We start from the raw sequence: 14121 nt of genomic DNA on the forward strand, positions 1-14121 counted from the left end.
ATCAACGTTCTCTACGCCATCCTGCGCGACCGACGCCCCTACGAGGCCCGGCCACCTCTCCGTCTCGTGGCTTGACAACAGCATTAGGCAGCGTCCTCTCCTGCGCGCTCCAGCACCAGCGCGGCGTTCACCCCTCCGAAGGCCGCGTTGAGCGACAGGGCGTGCGTGATGTCGGCGGGCCGGGCCGTGTTCGGTACGTAGTCCAAGTCGCAGTCCGGATCGGGTTCCTGGTAGCCGAGCGTGGGCGGCAGCAGCCCGTCGCGCAGGGCGAGCAGGGTGATGACGGCCTCGACCGCTCCGGTGGCCTCCAGCATGTGACCGGTACCGCTCTTGGTGGAGCTGACCGGGACGCGGGGCGCGTGCTCGCCGAAGATGCGATGCAGCGCGGCGGTCTCGGCCACGTCGTTGAGTGGCGTACCGGTGCCGTGGGCGTTGACGTAGCCGATCTGTTCGGGGGCGATGCCGGCCTTGCGGATGGCTGCGCCCGCCGCGGCGGCCATGCCCTCGCCGCGGGGATGCGGCTGGATGACGTGGTGGGCGTCGGCGGCCATTCCCCAGCCGGCCACCTTCCCGAGGATGTCGGCGCCCCGCTCCTGGGCGTGCCGCACCGACTCCAGGACCAGCACGGCCACGCCGTCGCCCTGCAGCAGTCCCATGCGCCCCTTGGAGAAGGGGCGTACGACGCCCTCTCTGCTCAGTGCCTTGCCCGAGTCGAACTTGGCGAAGACGTCCTCGGTGACGAGGTACGAGCCGCCCGCCACGACCACGTCCGCGCTGCCCCGGCTGATGAGGTCGGCGCCGTGCGCGATGGCGTTGGTCGACGCGACACAGGCGTTCACGAACGCCAGCCGCCGGCGGCCCAGGCCCAGTTCCTCGCCCAGCCGCTCGGCGAGCCGCGAGGGCAGGCTGTCCAGTACCCGCGGGTCGGCCGGGATTCGGCCGGTGGCGATGTCCTCCCAGAAGCCCCGGTTGCCGGAGTGGTCGCCCGCGGTGCCCAGCAGCACCGGCGCGTCCGCGCCGTTGTGCCGGGCCATCGCGAGTGCCGCCAGCGCACATGCCCGCAGGACCTCTCCCTGCCCGGGCGTGACGCCCGGCTTCACCGGGAGGCCCGGGATCTCGGGTCCTTCTCCCTCGTAGGTCGCCGCGCGGTCCGCGTGGTACGGCGTCGAGTCGAACCGGGTGACCGGAGTGAAGCCGGTGTGGCTCGCGAAGAGACCGTCGCGCAGAGCCTGCGAGCCGAATCCGTACGAGGTGAAGACTCCGTAGCCGGTGATGGCCACTTCAGCTGCCATGGGTTACCTCTCCCTGTTCCACCCGGCCGGGAAAGCGCCGGGCCAGCACGGCCTGGGCGCCGGTCGTCGAGGTGAATCCGACGAGTTCCTCCTCCTCGGGCTCCCACGGGATGCCGTGCCGCTCCTCCAACAGGTGCAGCATCCAGACGAGAGTGAGTGAGTCGACGACGAACTCGTCGGGGCCCTCGGGGCCGGGTTCGGGTGTGATCCCGCTGTCGATGAGAAGACGTTCTATGTCACCGCGCGTGATCAACGCCCGGCTCCCGCCACCGCCGTACGCCGGTCGACCACCACCTGGACCAGCTGGCCGAGGGTGCGGACCGTCTTGGGGTCCACGTCCTCCTCCGGCAGTTCGACGTCGTACTCGCCCTCCAGCTGGAGCAGCAGCTCGATCATGGCGAGGGATTCGAGTTCGAGGCCTTCGGGGCCGAGCGGGGTGTCCGCGTCGGCGCCTTCGGGGACGGGGAGGTTGATGACGTCGCGGATGACGGCGAGGACGAAGTCCCGGGTCTCTTCCTGCATGGTTCGGCTCCCTTGCGGGTCGTGGGGGTGACGGTCGACGGGGGGTGCTCAGATCTGCGCCGGGACGCTCGCCCGGTGCTGCACGGTGGCGAGCGACGGCAGTACGGACGCGGTGGCGAGGCCCTGCCGGTGACCGTGCACGACGGCCGCGACCTCGCGGACGGCGGCGCCCGGGTCGGCGCTCTCGAAGACGCGGCGACCCACGGCGAGGCCGCGGCAGCCGGCATCCAGGGCGGTGGCCGCGTAGTCGGCGAGGCTGCCGCTGTCGCTCGGGCCGCCGGCGACGAGGACCGGGATGGGGCAGCTCTCGGTGACCTCCGCCATGCCCTCGGCGGGTACCGCCCACGTCGTCTTCACCATCGTCGCGCCGAGGTCGGCGGCGATGTTGACGACGTGCGAGAGCAGGGCGGGGACGTGCGGGTCGGCGATGCGGGGACCGCGCGGGTAGACCATGGCCAGCAGGGGCAGGTTCCACTCCTGGCAGGCACGGGCGACGGTGCCCAGGTCGGCCAGTTGCGCGGCCTCCGTGTCGGCGCCGATGTTCACATGCACGCTCACCGCGTCGGCGCCCGCCCTGACGGCGTCCGCGACGTCGCCGACGAGGATCTTCGCGTCACCGTCGGGCGAGTGCGGGGTGCTCGCGCTGAGGTGGACGATCAGCCCGCAGCTGCGCAGCAGTTGGGGGTCCACCGCACGGGCGCGGCCTTTGTGCACCACGATCGCGTCGGCTCCGTTGTCCACGACCGTGCTCACCAGTTGGTTGAACCGGGCGGCGGTGGTGATGGGGCCGTCGGCCACGGAGTGGTCCATGGGCACGAACAGGAAGTGGCCGGCGCGATGTCGGGAGAGCCGGGAGAGCCTGACGTCCAGTCCCGTGGTCAACGCAACCATATTCGATCTACCCCCAAGTGGCGGAAACACTGAGGAGATTCTTTCGGTGCCCCGGCCTGCGCAGAATCCTCGAAAGGACAGCTCCTGCGGGGCGCCGGAACAGGCCATCGGAGGTAGCCGTACAGGCAGTCCACCGCCGCCTTTGCCCCCACCCCGGTCCGTCAGCCCCTGGATGCGCACACGCGTCCGGGCCCGCCGCGTGATCGACGCGACGGGCCCGGGGGGCACCGGGGGAGTGTGCCCCGAATGAGTGCGGCCGTGGAGGCCGACGGTGATGCGTGGTGCGGGTGGGTCAGGAGGCGGCGCCCTGCGGCTGGGCGTCGTTTGCGGGTGCCGTGCCCGTCACGGCCTGCGGGGCCTCGCCCTGCTTGATGGCGAGGCTGATCAGCAGAGCGACGGTCACCACGGCGGCGCCGATCCACGTCAGCGCCGTCGTCGAGGCGCCCGCGAGGACGGCGCCGCCGATCGCGGCACCGACCGCGGTACCCAGGTACAGGGCAGAGTTGAGCAGCGAGACCACGATGCTGGTGTGCTGCGGCACGATGCGCATCAGCTGGTACTGCAGCGGCAGTTGGACGTGGGCCACGGCGAACCCATAGAAGAGGATGACGACTCCGGCGGCGACGGCGTTGAACGCGCCGTAGGGGAAGACGGCGATGATGACCGCCACTGCCGCGAGCGCCGCGCCCAGCATGAACTTGGGCGACGTGCCCTTGTCGAGGCGGGCGCCGGCCAGGGCGTTGCCGACGAACGAGGTCACCCCCGCGATCAGCAGGTAGACCGGCAGGCTCTTGGTGGAGACACCGGCGCTGTCCTTGAGGATCGAGGGCAGGAAGGTGTAGACGAGGCCCATCTGCGCGACGCCGTACAGGGACATCACGAACATCCGTCCCAGCACCCGGCCGTCGGTCAGGACGGCGAAGCGGTCCTTGAGGCCGGGCGTGGGCGCGGCGCCGACGGACGGGACGAGCGCGGCGATGGTGATGATCGCGACGATGATGACGCCGACCACGACCCACAGGGCCGCGCGCCAGCCGACCTGCGTGCCGACGAGCACACCCACCGGCACGCCGAGGATCGTCGACACGGACAGGCCGCTCATGATGGTGCCGAGCGCGCGGCCCTGCTGGGCCGGCGGCACGAGTTGAACGGCCGTGCCCACGGCGGCCGGTGAGTAGACGCCGCCGACGGCGCCGGCCAGGACGCGGACGAGCACCATCACCCACAGCGAGGGGGCGAGGGCGCTGGCTGCGTTGGCGATCGCGAAGATGGCGAGCGCGTAGAGCGCGAGCTTCTTGCGGCCGACCTTCGCCGTGGCCACGGCGAGCAGGGGGGCGCTGATCGCGAACGCGAAGGTGAAGCCGGTGATGACCTGGGCTACTGCGGCCAGGGACACGTCGAAGGAGTCGGCCATGCCCGGCAGCAGCCCGGACAGGATGAAGGCGTCGAGTCCGATGGCGAACATGCCGAGGGCGAGTGGTGCGATGCGTTTCATCTCTTCTCCCAAGGGGCGAGCGGGATTTCGGGGGGCAGGGTTTCGAACGGATGTTCTATAGTGAGGGTGGGGAAGGGTGCCGCGGGAGCAACGGTTCGGGGGCTAGCGGATCTGCCGAGAGGCGAGGGCGGAGGCGAGCTCGTCGATCGAGGGCGCGCGGGCGACGCGTTCGGCGTGCACCGCGATGAGCACCTTGGCCTCGGCCTCCCAGGTCGCGAGGAGCTTCCTGTCGAAGTCCGGTCCCACACCCAGCGGGCCGCCGTCCCGCACGCGGTGGAACTCCTTGAGGTCGTCGAACGCGTCGGGAAGGCTCCGGATCTCCGCGTTTCCCTCGATCGTCTGCCAGGGGCCGTACCAGCTCTCGGACACCACGCAGATCGCCACCCGGGGATCGCGCCGGATATTCCGTGTCTTGGCGGTCACCTGGCTGGAGGTGACGAGAAAGCAGTCATCGCCGATCGCCAGGCCGGAGACGGGGGACGCCTGAATGCCGTCGTCACGGCGGCGTGTTATCAGCACCGCGCGTACGGGTCGCACGACCCGTCCTTTCACGTCTCTCGCCATCGGAGAATTCCTTTCAGACACTCGGGGACATTGTGTGGGACTTGTTTGTTCCGCCTGCCCGGCTGAAATCGGGCATGGCGAAACAGCGCTCCGTGCGTTCGGGGACGTTCACATCTCGGCGTACGGGGAGTCCGCCGTCGTCATCAGCGCGGGGTGCGGCCCCGCCGGTCGCGGGCGACCGCGGCGACGTGCCGCGGGCCCGCCGGGACCTCGTCCAGCCACCAGCACTCCGGCCGGTGCCGACCGCCGCTGACCCGCAGCCCGTCCGCCGTCCGCCGCACCCGGAAGGAGCGCGGGCCGCCCGCGAGCCCGATTCCCTCGGCCTTGAGCAGTGCTTCCTTCCAGGTCCAGCGGCGCAGCAGCCACCGGGTGCGGTCCGGCGTGGCGACCCGGTCCCACTCCTCGAGCTCGGCGGGCCCGAGGATGCGCCGGGCCAGTCCGTCGGGCAGGCTCACCGGTCTGACCCACTCGACGTCCACGCCCACCGGACCCGCCGTACTGACCGCCACCGCACAGCAGTCGGTGGTGTGCGCCAGGCTGATGTGCAGATGCGGCGCGTCGGGCAGGAACGGCCTGCCGAGCGGGTCGCGGGCCGGCCGCACCTCGCGGGCGGAGCAACCCAGATGGTGCGCCACCGTCGTCCGCAGCAGCGCGCGGGAGTGGATCCACACGCGCCGCGCAGAGGGCGGCATCCGGTCGGCCCGGGCCCGCTCGTCCGGGCTGAGGAGCGCCCAGTCGGGCTCCGGGCCGCTGGCTCGCTCGGCTGGGTCCAGCCTGCTCAGGTGGACGACCGGAGCGTCGGACTCGTCATCCACTGGCGAGGAGGCCCTGCTTGAGCGCGATCGACACGGCCTGTGTGCGGTTGGGGCAGTTGAGCTTGGCCAGCACATTGGTGACATGCCGCTTCACGCCGTGCACCGATATGCCGAACCGCCTGGCTATCTGTTTGTTGCTCAGCCCCTCGCCCATCAGGTGCAGGACGTCGTGCTCACGCGGGGTCAGCCGCACCTGTGCCTGGAAGGCGCGGGCGCCGCCGCTGCGGGCCCGCGCCATGAGCTGGCGCACCATGGTCGCCGGGATCGGCAGGTCACCCCGGTCCAGTCGCTCAAGCGTCTCGTTCATGCACTCCAGCGTGAGATCGGACTGCACGAGGAACCCGTCGGCCGGCAGGGCCGCGATCCGCTCCACCGCGCTCGCGTCGACGTGGGCGAGCAGCACGAGAACCTTGACTCCGAGCCGTCCCGCGTTCTCTGTCAGCTGAAGCAGGACGTCCTCGCCGTCGATGGCGTCGACGATCACCAGGGAGTACAGGCCGCTGCGCAGGATGTCCGAGGCGGACGCAACATCGTCGTGCGGCTCGATATGGCGCGGCGGATCGAGCCGCTCGAGCATGTTGCAGACTCCCCAGCGTATGACCTCGCTGGACAGGGCCACGAGTACGCCTCTGCCGGCCGCATGTGCATCAACGGCGGTGGATTCCTTGAGCATCACCAAGTCCGACATGCCAACCCCCTGTAAGCACTTCATCGAATCAGAGCGAAACGGTGGAGCGCTACACACGAGAATCCGTGGCTCTTTTTCCGCGGAGCCACGGATTCTCGTGGCAGGACGCCTGGACTTCATCGGCCGGGACCGGGACGCTCCGAAGTCCATACTCTTCGAACGACGCAGTTCGATCCACTTTTGAGAACCTCAGGATCCTGACTGACAACAACCTGATGCGTCTGGCGCGAAGGTGATGCACGCGCCCCGCCCAATTTGGTATAAGCGGCAACTATTTTGCGGGCCGGAGTTTCCGGGTCTCGGCGTCAGGCCGATGCGCCGAAACGATCCTCCAGGGGTCGTTCCGCGTCGCAGATGGCTTCGTCGCCCAGCGAGCGGCCGACCTCGAAACCCGCCTGGAAACGGCTCGCGGCCCCCAGTCCGTCCAGCATGTGGGCGATGCGGCGGCGCAGAGTGCGTACGGACATGCCGAGGCGTTTGGCGACGAGCTCGTCCTTCGCGCCCGTGCACAGCATCCGGATGATGACGGCGTTGACCTCCTGCGACACGTCCTCCAGGCGCGCCCCGCGCCAGCCGCCCTGCGAGAACGGGCGGGCCCTGAGCCAGTAGTCGGTGAAGACGGACTGCAGAACGCCGACCATGGCCGGATCGGTCACCACCGAGACGCCCTCCCTCTCGGCCGAGGGAACCAGGGCGAGCGAGTCACTCAGGACGAGGAACCAGCCTGGCAGCGTCTCCATGGTCCTGACCAGGCCGCCCTGCTCCTCCACGAGCCCCAGTTCCTCCCGCAGTTCGGGGTCGAAGCGCGTCACGTGCTGACAGAGCATGTGCAACTCCACCCCACGCTCGAACAGTTCGGCGCCCAAGGCGGGCAGATCCTTGAGCACCTCGGGCCGCAGGCCCGCCCCCGACCGCATCTCCAGCCATGGCCCGGAGGCGGTGCCGGCCACCTGGGCCACGAAACCCAGCACCTCCTCGTCGGGCAGCGTCTGTCCCCCGCCGGCCGCTAAGCCCGGCTGAGGCAGCGACGCGAGGGACTGCCGCAGCCGGACGATCGCCGTCTCGGCCTGCTGGGCCAGCTCTTCCAACGCCCCGGTGCCGCCCCCTTCGCGTACGTGATCGTGTTCGCCTTCTTCCGATCGCATGACTGGGTCCCCCCTTGTGTGACGCCCGCCTGAGCAGCGGATTGCTTACAGCAAACTCAACTTAGAGCGTTCAGGGGGTTACTTAAAGATCTTTTGGTGTGGAAGTAACAATTCCGCCGACTATCGCCGCCTCACTGAGCTGCGGATTTCGTAAGTCGGCCCTGTGCCGTGTGGAGTAGCTCACGGTTGCGGACGACCTTTCCGTTCGAGGTGCGCGGCAGCCGGGCGACGTAGTGGAAGGCACGCGGCAACTTGTACGAGGCGAGCCGCTCACGGCACCAGCCGAGCAGGTCACCGCGGGACAGCTCGCCACTCGTGACCACATGGGCCTCGATCGAATCGCCGAACACCACCACGGCCTCCTCGATCAGCGGGTGTTCGGTGAGGATCTGCTCCACCTCCGTCAGATCGACCTTCAGACCGCCCACTGCGACGAGTGAGTCCGAGCGTCCGGTGATCTCCAGCGCCTCGCTGCCGGGCCGGACCGAGCACCGGTCCTTGGTGTCGAGCCAGCCGTCCTCGTAGCGGTCCGCCCGGTCTGCGTACAGATAGGGGCACTCAGGCAGTTGGACGCGCAGGGTGCCCTCGCGAACCTCCGTCCGCAGGCCCGGCACGACCTCGCCCACGGCCGGCGGTCCGTAGCGGCCTCCCAGGTCGGTGGCGACGATTCCGGTCTCCGTCATGCCGTACGCCTGGCCGACGGTGATGCCGTAGCCGGTCTTGAACTCGTCGTACACCTTCGCGTCGAGCAGCTCGCCGCCGCTGACCGCCAGCCGCAGCGCGGGGAGTTCAGGGACCTGAGGCACTCGGCTGAGCAGGCTGAAGTGGAGCGGCACGCCGAAGACCGCCGCGATCTCCCGCTCGGCCAGCATGCGCACCAGCTCCCGGGCCTGCGGCCGACTGCTGAAGTGCAGCGGCGCGCTGACGTCGAGGCCGTGCAGGACACCACCGATCAGACCGAAGGAGTGCATGATCGAGCTGAGCAGCAGCACCCGTTCACCGGCGCGCGGCATCTCGGACAGCCGCGCGAAGCGTCCGATCTCCTCGTACAGCGACGCGTCCGTGCGGCCGATCACCTTCGGCAGGCCCGTCGATCCGGAGCTGAACTGCACCAGCGGATGCGCCGACTTGGCGGGCCGCCCCGACTTCAGCCGGATCCCTTCGATGGGCGTCTCGTCGCGGAACGAACTGAAGACACCGCCGAGATCGCCTGATGTGACATGGAACTGGGGCTCGCACAGTTCGATGAGCCGGTTGGTCTCCGTCCTGGTCAGCCGCGGGTCGAGCAGCTGCACCTGGGCGCCGAGCGACCAGAGGGCGAACAGGGTCGACAGCATGGAGAAGCTCGGCATCATCTGCACGGCCACCGCGCTGCTCTCAGTGATGCTGCGCGCCTGGAGCGCCGCACGCTCGTACTCGACGCGTTCCCTCAGCTGCCGCCGGGTGACCACCGTCTCCCCGACGGCCCAGACGTCGTCGTTGCCCGACCCGGTCACACGGGATTCGAGCCAGGACCTGAACTGTGTGCTCTCCGCCATTTCCGTCCGTTCCTCAGGTAGTCGCGAGGCGTGAGGCCCCGTCGAGCCGGACCACCTCGCCGTTGATCATGGGGTTCTCCACGACGTGCCGGACCAGGGCCGCGAACTCCTCGGGGCGGCCAAGCCGTCGCGGGAACGGGGTGCCGCCCACCAGCGCGCCGCGCACCCGGTCGGGCAGCGCGGCGAACATCGGGGTGTCGAACAGACCAGGCGCCACGGTCACCACGCGCACCGCGTGTCCGGCCAGGTCGCGGGCGAGCGGCAGGGTCATGCCGACGACACCCGCCTTGGATGCCGCATAGGCCGCTTGGCCCTGCTGCCCGTCGTACGCCGCGATGGAGGAGGTACAGACGATGACACCGCGCTCCTCGGGCTCGGCCTCGCCGTCGTCGGCGCCCTGCGCGCGGCGGAGCATCGCCGCCGCAGAGGTGCGGACCAGGTCGAAGGTGCCGACCAGATTCACCTGGACGAGCCGCTGGAACTCCGCGAGAGGCAGCGGGCCCTTGCTGCCCACGACGCGTCCGGCCCCGGTCGCCCCGGCGCAGTTGACGACGATGTGCGGGCCGCCCCGGCGCTCCGCCACGGCCACCGCGGCGGCCACGTCGTCCGGATCCGTGATGTCGCCGGCCGCGAAGGACGCCCCCTCGCCGAGCTCCACCAGGGCCTTGTGACCGCGCTCCGCGTCGCGCCCCATGACCACCACATCCGCACCCGCCGCCAGCAGCCGCTCGGCCACGGCGAAGCCGAGGCCGGAGGTGCCGCCGGCGATGAGCGCGACCTTTCCCTCGATGTTCATCTACTGCGCCGACACCAGGAAGTCGTCGTCGCCGGTCCACTTGATGACCGTGCCGCCATGGCTCATCCCGGCTCCGAAGGAGGCCAGTACGACGGTGTCTCCCGCCTGGACGCGGCCGGTGTCGACGGCCTCGCGGAGCACCAGCGGCACCCCCGCGCCGGAGGTGTTGCCCAGGCGCTCGACGTTGGTGAGGGTGCGCTCCGGCGGCAGCCCGATCTTCTCCATGAGGAGGTGGATCAGGTGGTAGTTGGCCTGGTGGAAGATGATCAGATCGATGTCCTCGACCGTCATCTCGTGGTGTTCGAGCAGTTCGAGAACGAAGTTCGGCATGTTGTCCAGGGCGAAGTTGCGCACCGAACGGCCGTGCATGTGCATGAAGTTGCTGCCGAAGCCGGACAGCTTGTCGCTGCCGTCCTTGGACCAGGTGCGCTGCTCCCGCTTGATGAACGCGGTCTCGTACGCGCTCGGGTCGCTGCGCAGCAGGGCGGACGTCATGCCCGTGCCCGGGGCGCACGGTTCGAGCAGGTAGCAGGCGGCGGCGTCACCGAAGATCACGCCGACCGTGCGGTCCTCCGGGTCGAGGGTCTTGGTCGTGGTGTCGGCGAGGACCACCGCGATCCTGCGGTACTGGCCCGACAGCAGGTACTTGGCACCGACGTCGAGGGCGAACGTGCCGCCGGGGCAGCCCCCGCTGTTCACGTCGAACCCGGGAACGCCGGTCAGTCCCAGCTTGCGTGCGATCGCCACAGCAGCCGCCGGCAGCATGTGGTCGGGCGTGAACGTGCCGCAGATGACCAGGTCGATCGAGTCGGGGTTGACCCCGGCCCGCTCGCAGGCGTCGATCAGCGCGGCGGCGCCCAGGTCGGACGTGCGCTCCTCGGGGGCGGACCAGTGCCGGGTACTGACGCCGATGTGCTCGCTGATCCAGGCGTCGGTGGTGTCCAGGCGCTCCTCAAGGTCCACGTTGGTCACCACCTGGCTCGGCACGTACCCTCCGATGGCCCGGATGCCCACGCCGTACGGAATCGTGCTGGCAGCCTTCGTCATAGGTCGGGACTCTCCTCCTGGCGGACGCCGCCGACGCGGCGACTGGATGGGTGACTTCGCGGCTGGTGGTGACGGCCGCCGAGGGCCGTCGTCGTGGATGACCTCCGTGGACGGCCTCCGTGGACCGCCACCACCAGCAGCCAGTGCGGGGTGGACGAGTGGTTTCGTGGTGGGCCCGGATTCGTCCGGCACCGCCCTGGAGCGGGTCCCGCCCTGCGACGCCGGATCCCACTCGTCCGATTCCTGCACGGGGTGTGTGCCCTGCCCCGTACTGCCGTGCCAGCCTCGCGTCCGGACCGACCCGCGGTAAGGCCCGTTGGCGGTGCCCTTTCGTCGCGGCCGAAGGGGGACTCCCGCCGGGCAGCCGGTTGACCGCTCCAGAGGATTAGCCTCGGGCCATGATCGCTGCCTACGCCGCCCGTATCGATCCGCAACAGCCCCTGAAAGGACTTCAGTTGGGCGAGGTGCCGGAACCATCGGTGCCCCACGGATGGACGACCGTCCAGCTGCGGGCCGCCTCGCTCAACCACCACGACCTGTGGTCGCTGCGGGGCGTGGGCCTCGGCGAGCAGGACCTGCCGCTGATTCTCGGCTGTGACGGCGCCGGGGTGGACGCCGAGGGCAACGAGGTCGTCATTCACTCCGTCATCGGCGAGAGCGGCCACGGCGTCGGATCCGACGAGCCGCGCTCGATGCTGTCGGAGAAATACCCCGGCACGTTCGCGGAGCGCATCGCCGTGCCGCGCTGGAACCTGCTGCCCAAGCCCGCCGAGCTCAGCTTCGCCGAGGCGGCCTGTCTGCCGGGCGCGTGGCTGACCGCGTACCGGATGCTGTTCACCAACGCGGACCTCAGCCCCGGCGACACCGTTCTCGTGCAGGGCGCCGGCGGCGGAGTGGCCACCGCGGCGGTGGTCCTCGGCTCCGCGGCCGGCTTCCGCGTCTTCGTCACCAGCCGCGACGACGTCAAGCGCAAGCGGGCCGTGGCGCTGGGCGCCGAGGCCGCGTTCGAGGTAGGGGCCCGGCTGCCGCAGCGGGTCGACGCGGTCCTGGAGACCGTGGGCGAGGCCACCTGGTCGCACTCGGTCCGCGCGCTCAAAGACGGCGGCCGGCTGGTCATCTCCGGCGCCACCAGTGGCCCCAACCCCCCGCTGGGCGAGCTCCAGCACATCTTCTACCGGGAACTCAGGGTCATCGGCTCGACGATGGGCAGCAAGAAGGAGCTCGCCGCTCTCCTCGACTTCTGCGTGGCCAAGGGCGTGCGGCCCGTGGTCGACTCGGTGTTCCCGATGCGCGACATCCGCCACGCCTTCGAGCGCATGGAACGGGGCGACCTCTTCGGCAAGATCGTCCTGTCGATTCCGTAGCCGTACGTTCGGCAGTCCAGCGCGGCACAACGGCCGTACGCGGAAAGAAGGGCCCAACGGACTGGGACGCGCCGCGCGTTCGCGGCGCGCCCCAGTCGTTTGCGTACGTCCGTGAGACAGGACGTCCGTAAGCCGGTACGTCCCTCACGTACGGGCCGTGGATCAGTGGCCCATGCCCAGACCGCCGTCGACCGGCAGCACCGCCCCCGTGACGTAGCTTGCCCCGTCGGAGGCCAGCCAGGTCACCGCGGACGCCACCTCGTCGACGGCGCCGTGCCGGCCCAGCGGGATCTGGCCGCGGATCTGCTCACGGCGCTCCTCGGGCAGTTGCTCGGCCATGTCGGTGAGCACCAGGCCCGGCGCCACCACGTTCACGGTGATGCCCCGCGAGCCGAGCTCACGCGCCATGGAGCGTGCCATGCCGATCATCCCGGACTTGCTGGCCGCGTAGTTGACCTGACCCACTGTGCCGGTCGTGCCGGCCACCGAGGACATCAGGATCACCCGGCCCCAACGCCCCTTGAGCATGCTGCGCGCGGCCCGCCGGGAAACCCGGTAGGCGCCGGTCAGGTTGGTGTCCAGCACCGAGGTGAACCGTTCCTCGGTCATCCGCAGCAGCAACGTGTCATGAGTGATCCCGGCGTTGGACACCAGGACCTCGACGGGCCCGTGCGCGTCCTCGACTTCCTTGAACGCGGCCTCCACCTGCTGGGTGTCGGTCACATCGCACCGCACACCGAAGATGCCCTCGGGCGGTGCGCTGCCGCGGTGGGTCACCGCCACCTTGTCGCCGTTCTCCAGGAAGGCACGGGCGACCGCCAGCCCGATGCCCCGGTTTCCTCCGGTGACCAGCACGGAACGTGCCATGGTTGATGTCCTCTCGTACGTCTGGTTCAAGTCGTCGGCAGGGAGTCCGCCGCCACCACGGCCTCGCCGCGCACCGTGAGCGTGCCGTCCGCGAGCCGGACGGCCAGCGCGATCCGTGCCAGGAGCTCGCCGTCGGCGCCCTGCTCGACCGCGGTGACGCGTCCGGTGCAGTGCGGCCGCGCGTGCACCGGAGTCATCGCGGAGAAGCGCGCCTTGAGGGAGCGGACGGCGCCGAGCGGGACCCAGGAGGTCACCAGCCTGCCGAGGAAGGCCATCGAGAGCATGCCGTGGGCCAGCACGTCGTCGAAGCCGGCGGCCCGGGCCGCGTCGGTGTCGATGTGGATCGGGTTGTGGTCGCCGGACGCGCCGGCGAACAGGGCGAGCGTCGCCCGGGCCACCTCGTCCGGGTGCAGGTCGGGAAGTTCCGTACCCACCAGGGACGTCGACGTCGGTGCGGTCATCGCTCGCCCTCCGGGTGACGCACCATGATCACCTGGTGCAGATCGGCGACGGCGGTCCCGTCGGGGCGGGTGACCGCCGTATCGCGGACCACGAACTCCATGGTTCCGGCGCGCCGCCGGTACACGTCGGTGATCACGGGAGAGAAAACCAGCTCGTCGCCGGCGTGTGCCGTCTCGTGGTAGCTGAAGGACTGCTCGGTGTGCAGGACCCGGCTCGGGTCCACCGGTGGTCCGTCCGGCCCCTGGACGTCCGCCTGGTGCTCCAGTTCGAGCCCGAAGAGGAAGGTGGGCGGCACAGGCAGATCGTGGTGTCCGGCCTCCCGGGCGCGTTCCAGACTGGTGAACTCGGTGTCCTCCAGCCCGATGACGCTCCCGAAGAACCTCAGCCTGCCCCGCTCCACGGTGACCGTGAAGGGCGTGAGCCGGGCTCCGGGCGACAGCGCCGGGCCGGTGTCCCGCGTCAACCGTGGCGACGGCCTCGGGCCGGTCTCTTTCGTCAACTGTGGCGACGGCCCAGGGCCGGTCTCGTTCGTCAATGGTGCGGTGTCGGCCATTGGGCACTCCCCACTCGGTGAGCGGCCCGCCCCGGGGAGCCAAAGGGGGAGGCTCTCCGGGGCGGGCCTGGTTCGGGCGCGC

General features: G+C 70.1%; 16 protein-coding genes. 1 reads left to right on the top strand and 15 read right to left on the bottom strand.

Features of this window, described 5'->3' with window-relative positions; genetic code table 11:
- Window positions 1-83: 83 nt before the first annotated feature.
- From ACZ7M3_RS25895 to ACZ7M3_RS25950, 12 genes are all read right to left on the bottom strand, one after another.
- Window positions 84-1292 carry a beta-ketoacyl-[acyl-carrier-protein] synthase family protein gene (locus tag ACZ7M3_RS25895; RefSeq protein ID WP_472065947.1) on the bottom strand — a complete coding sequence of 403 codons (1209 nt, stop codon included), beginning with the start codon at window positions 1290-1292 and terminating at the stop codon, window positions 84-86.
- Entirely contained in the window at window positions 1282-1545 is a 264-nt protein-coding gene (locus tag ACZ7M3_RS25900; RefSeq protein WP_075030958.1) for a hypothetical protein, read from the bottom strand. The genes ACZ7M3_RS25895 and ACZ7M3_RS25900 overlap by 11 nt, the downstream gene beginning before the upstream one ends.
- Window positions 1542-1814, bottom strand: coding sequence for an acyl carrier protein (locus ACZ7M3_RS25905; protein ID WP_067375941.1), 273 nt, complete (start codon window positions 1812-1814; stop codon window positions 1542-1544). Before ACZ7M3_RS25905 ends, ACZ7M3_RS25900 begins: the two co-directional genes overlap by 4 nt.
- Before the next feature lie 48 nt (window positions 1815-1862).
- Window positions 1863-2705, bottom strand: coding sequence for a 2-amino-3,7-dideoxy-D-threo-hept-6-ulosonate synthase (locus ACZ7M3_RS25910; protein WP_355624254.1), 843 nt, complete (start codon window positions 2703-2705; stop codon window positions 1863-1865).
- Between the two features lie 292 nt (window positions 2706-2997).
- The gene (locus ACZ7M3_RS25915; protein ID WP_472065949.1) at window positions 2998-4200 is read right to left on the bottom strand and encodes an MFS transporter; all 1203 of its coding nucleotides are present in this window, start codon (window positions 4198-4200) and stop codon (window positions 2998-3000) included.
- Window positions 4201-4302: 102 nt separating this feature from the next.
- Window positions 4303-4764: a pyridoxamine 5'-phosphate oxidase family protein gene (locus ACZ7M3_RS25920; RefSeq protein WP_472065951.1), complete on the bottom strand. Its 462-nt coding sequence runs from the start codon at window positions 4762-4764 to the stop codon at window positions 4303-4305.
- Window positions 4765-4907: 143 nt separating this feature from the next.
- Window positions 4908-5579: a 4'-phosphopantetheinyl transferase family protein gene (locus tag ACZ7M3_RS25925; RefSeq protein WP_472065953.1), complete on the bottom strand. Its 672-nt coding sequence runs from the start codon at window positions 5577-5579 to the stop codon at window positions 4908-4910.
- Window positions 5572-6267: a helix-turn-helix transcriptional regulator gene (locus ACZ7M3_RS25930; RefSeq protein WP_472065955.1), complete on the bottom strand. Its 696-nt coding sequence runs from the start codon at window positions 6265-6267 to the stop codon at window positions 5572-5574. The genes ACZ7M3_RS25925 and ACZ7M3_RS25930 overlap by 8 nt, the downstream gene beginning before the upstream one ends.
- Window positions 6268-6572: 305 nt before the next feature.
- Window positions 6573-7412, bottom strand: a complete 840-nt coding sequence (locus ACZ7M3_RS25935; protein WP_472065957.1) for a hypothetical protein — start codon at window positions 7410-7412, stop codon at window positions 6573-6575.
- Between the two features lie 131 nt (window positions 7413-7543).
- A complete protein-coding gene (locus ACZ7M3_RS25940) occupies window positions 7544-8950 on the bottom strand; it encodes a class I adenylate-forming enzyme family protein (RefSeq protein ID WP_472065959.1) in 1407 nt (468 codons plus the stop codon).
- 13 nt (window positions 8951-8963) lie between these two features.
- Window positions 8964-9746 (bottom strand): SDR family NAD(P)-dependent oxidoreductase, encoded by a 783-nt coding sequence (locus tag ACZ7M3_RS25945; RefSeq protein WP_472065961.1) that lies wholly within the window; start codon window positions 9744-9746, stop codon window positions 8964-8966.
- A complete protein-coding gene (locus ACZ7M3_RS25950) occupies window positions 9747-10793 on the bottom strand; it encodes a 3-oxoacyl-ACP synthase III family protein (protein ID WP_472065963.1) in 1047 nt (348 codons plus the stop codon).
- Window positions 10794-11191: 398 nt separating this feature from the next.
- Here ACZ7M3_RS25950 and ACZ7M3_RS25955 point away from each other — a divergent pair, with 398 nt between their 5' ends.
- The gene (locus ACZ7M3_RS25955; protein WP_472065965.1) at window positions 11192-12157 is read left to right on the top strand and encodes a zinc-binding dehydrogenase; all 966 of its coding nucleotides are present in this window, start codon (window positions 11192-11194) and stop codon (window positions 12155-12157) included.
- A 162-nt stretch (window positions 12158-12319) separates the two neighbouring features.
- Here ACZ7M3_RS25955 and fabG read toward each other — a convergent pair whose 3' ends face one another.
- Genes fabG through ACZ7M3_RS25970 form a run of 3 tightly spaced genes read right to left on the bottom strand, consistent with a single transcriptional unit; the run spans window position 12320 to window position 13949 of the window.
- A complete protein-coding gene (gene fabG, locus ACZ7M3_RS25960; protein WP_067375923.1) occupies window positions 12320-13024 on the bottom strand; it encodes a 3-oxoacyl-ACP reductase FabG in 705 nt (234 codons plus the stop codon).
- A gap of 26 nt (window positions 13025-13050) precedes the next feature.
- Entirely contained in the window at window positions 13051-13485 is a 435-nt protein-coding gene (locus tag ACZ7M3_RS25965; protein ID WP_472065967.1) for a MaoC/PaaZ C-terminal domain-containing protein, read from the bottom strand.
- The gene (locus ACZ7M3_RS25970; RefSeq protein WP_472065969.1) at window positions 13482-13949 is read right to left on the bottom strand and encodes an FAS1-like dehydratase domain-containing protein; all 468 of its coding nucleotides are present in this window, start codon (window positions 13947-13949) and stop codon (window positions 13482-13484) included. The genes ACZ7M3_RS25965 and ACZ7M3_RS25970 overlap by 4 nt, the downstream gene beginning before the upstream one ends.
- Between the last annotated feature and the right edge of the window lie 172 nt (window positions 13950-14121).

The sequence above is a fragment of the Streptomyces sp. NPDC111656 genome (genome assembly GCF_055656965.1).

Excerpts from the sequence above, each read along its gene's own strand:
- ACZ7M3_RS25895 (WP_472065947.1), bottom strand. The coding sequence starts at position 1,292 with ATGGCAGCTGAAGTGGCCATCACCGGCTACGGAGTCTTCACCTCGTAC.
- ACZ7M3_RS25905 (WP_067375941.1), bottom strand. The coding sequence starts at position 1,814 with ATGCAGGAAGAGACCCGGGACTTCGTCCTCGCCGTCATCCGCGACGTC.
- ACZ7M3_RS25910 (WP_355624254.1), bottom strand. The coding sequence starts at position 2,705 with ATGGTTGCGTTGACCACGGGACTGGACGTCAGGCTCTCCCGGCTCTCC.
- ACZ7M3_RS25915 (WP_472065949.1), bottom strand. The coding sequence starts at position 4,200 with ATGAAACGCATCGCACCACTCGCCCTCGGCATGTTCGCCATCGGACTC.
- ACZ7M3_RS25920 (WP_472065951.1), bottom strand. The coding sequence starts at position 4,764 with ATGGCGAGAGACGTGAAAGGACGGGTCGTGCGACCCGTACGCGCGGTG.
- ACZ7M3_RS25930 (WP_472065955.1), bottom strand. The coding sequence starts at position 6,267 with ATGTCGGACTTGGTGATGCTCAAGGAATCCACCGCCGTTGATGCACAT.
- ACZ7M3_RS25935 (WP_472065957.1), bottom strand. The coding sequence starts at position 7,412 with ATGCGATCGGAAGAAGGCGAACACGATCACGTACGCGAAGGGGGCGGC.
- ACZ7M3_RS25940 (WP_472065959.1), bottom strand. The coding sequence starts at position 8,950 with ATGGCGGAGAGCACACAGTTCAGGTCCTGGCTCGAATCCCGTGTGACC.
- ACZ7M3_RS25945 (WP_472065961.1), bottom strand. The coding sequence starts at position 9,746 with ATGAACATCGAGGGAAAGGTCGCGCTCATCGCCGGCGGCACCTCCGGC.
- ACZ7M3_RS25950 (WP_472065963.1), bottom strand. The coding sequence starts at position 10,793 with ATGACGAAGGCTGCCAGCACGATTCCGTACGGCGTGGGCATCCGGGCC.
- ACZ7M3_RS25955 (WP_472065965.1), top strand. The coding sequence starts at position 11,192 with ATGATCGCTGCCTACGCCGCCCGTATCGATCCGCAACAGCCCCTGAAA.
- fabG (WP_067375923.1), bottom strand. The coding sequence starts at position 13,024 with ATGGCACGTTCCGTGCTGGTCACCGGAGGAAACCGGGGCATCGGGCTG.
- ACZ7M3_RS25965 (WP_472065967.1), bottom strand. The coding sequence starts at position 13,485 with ATGACCGCACCGACGTCGACGTCCCTGGTGGGTACGGAACTTCCCGAC.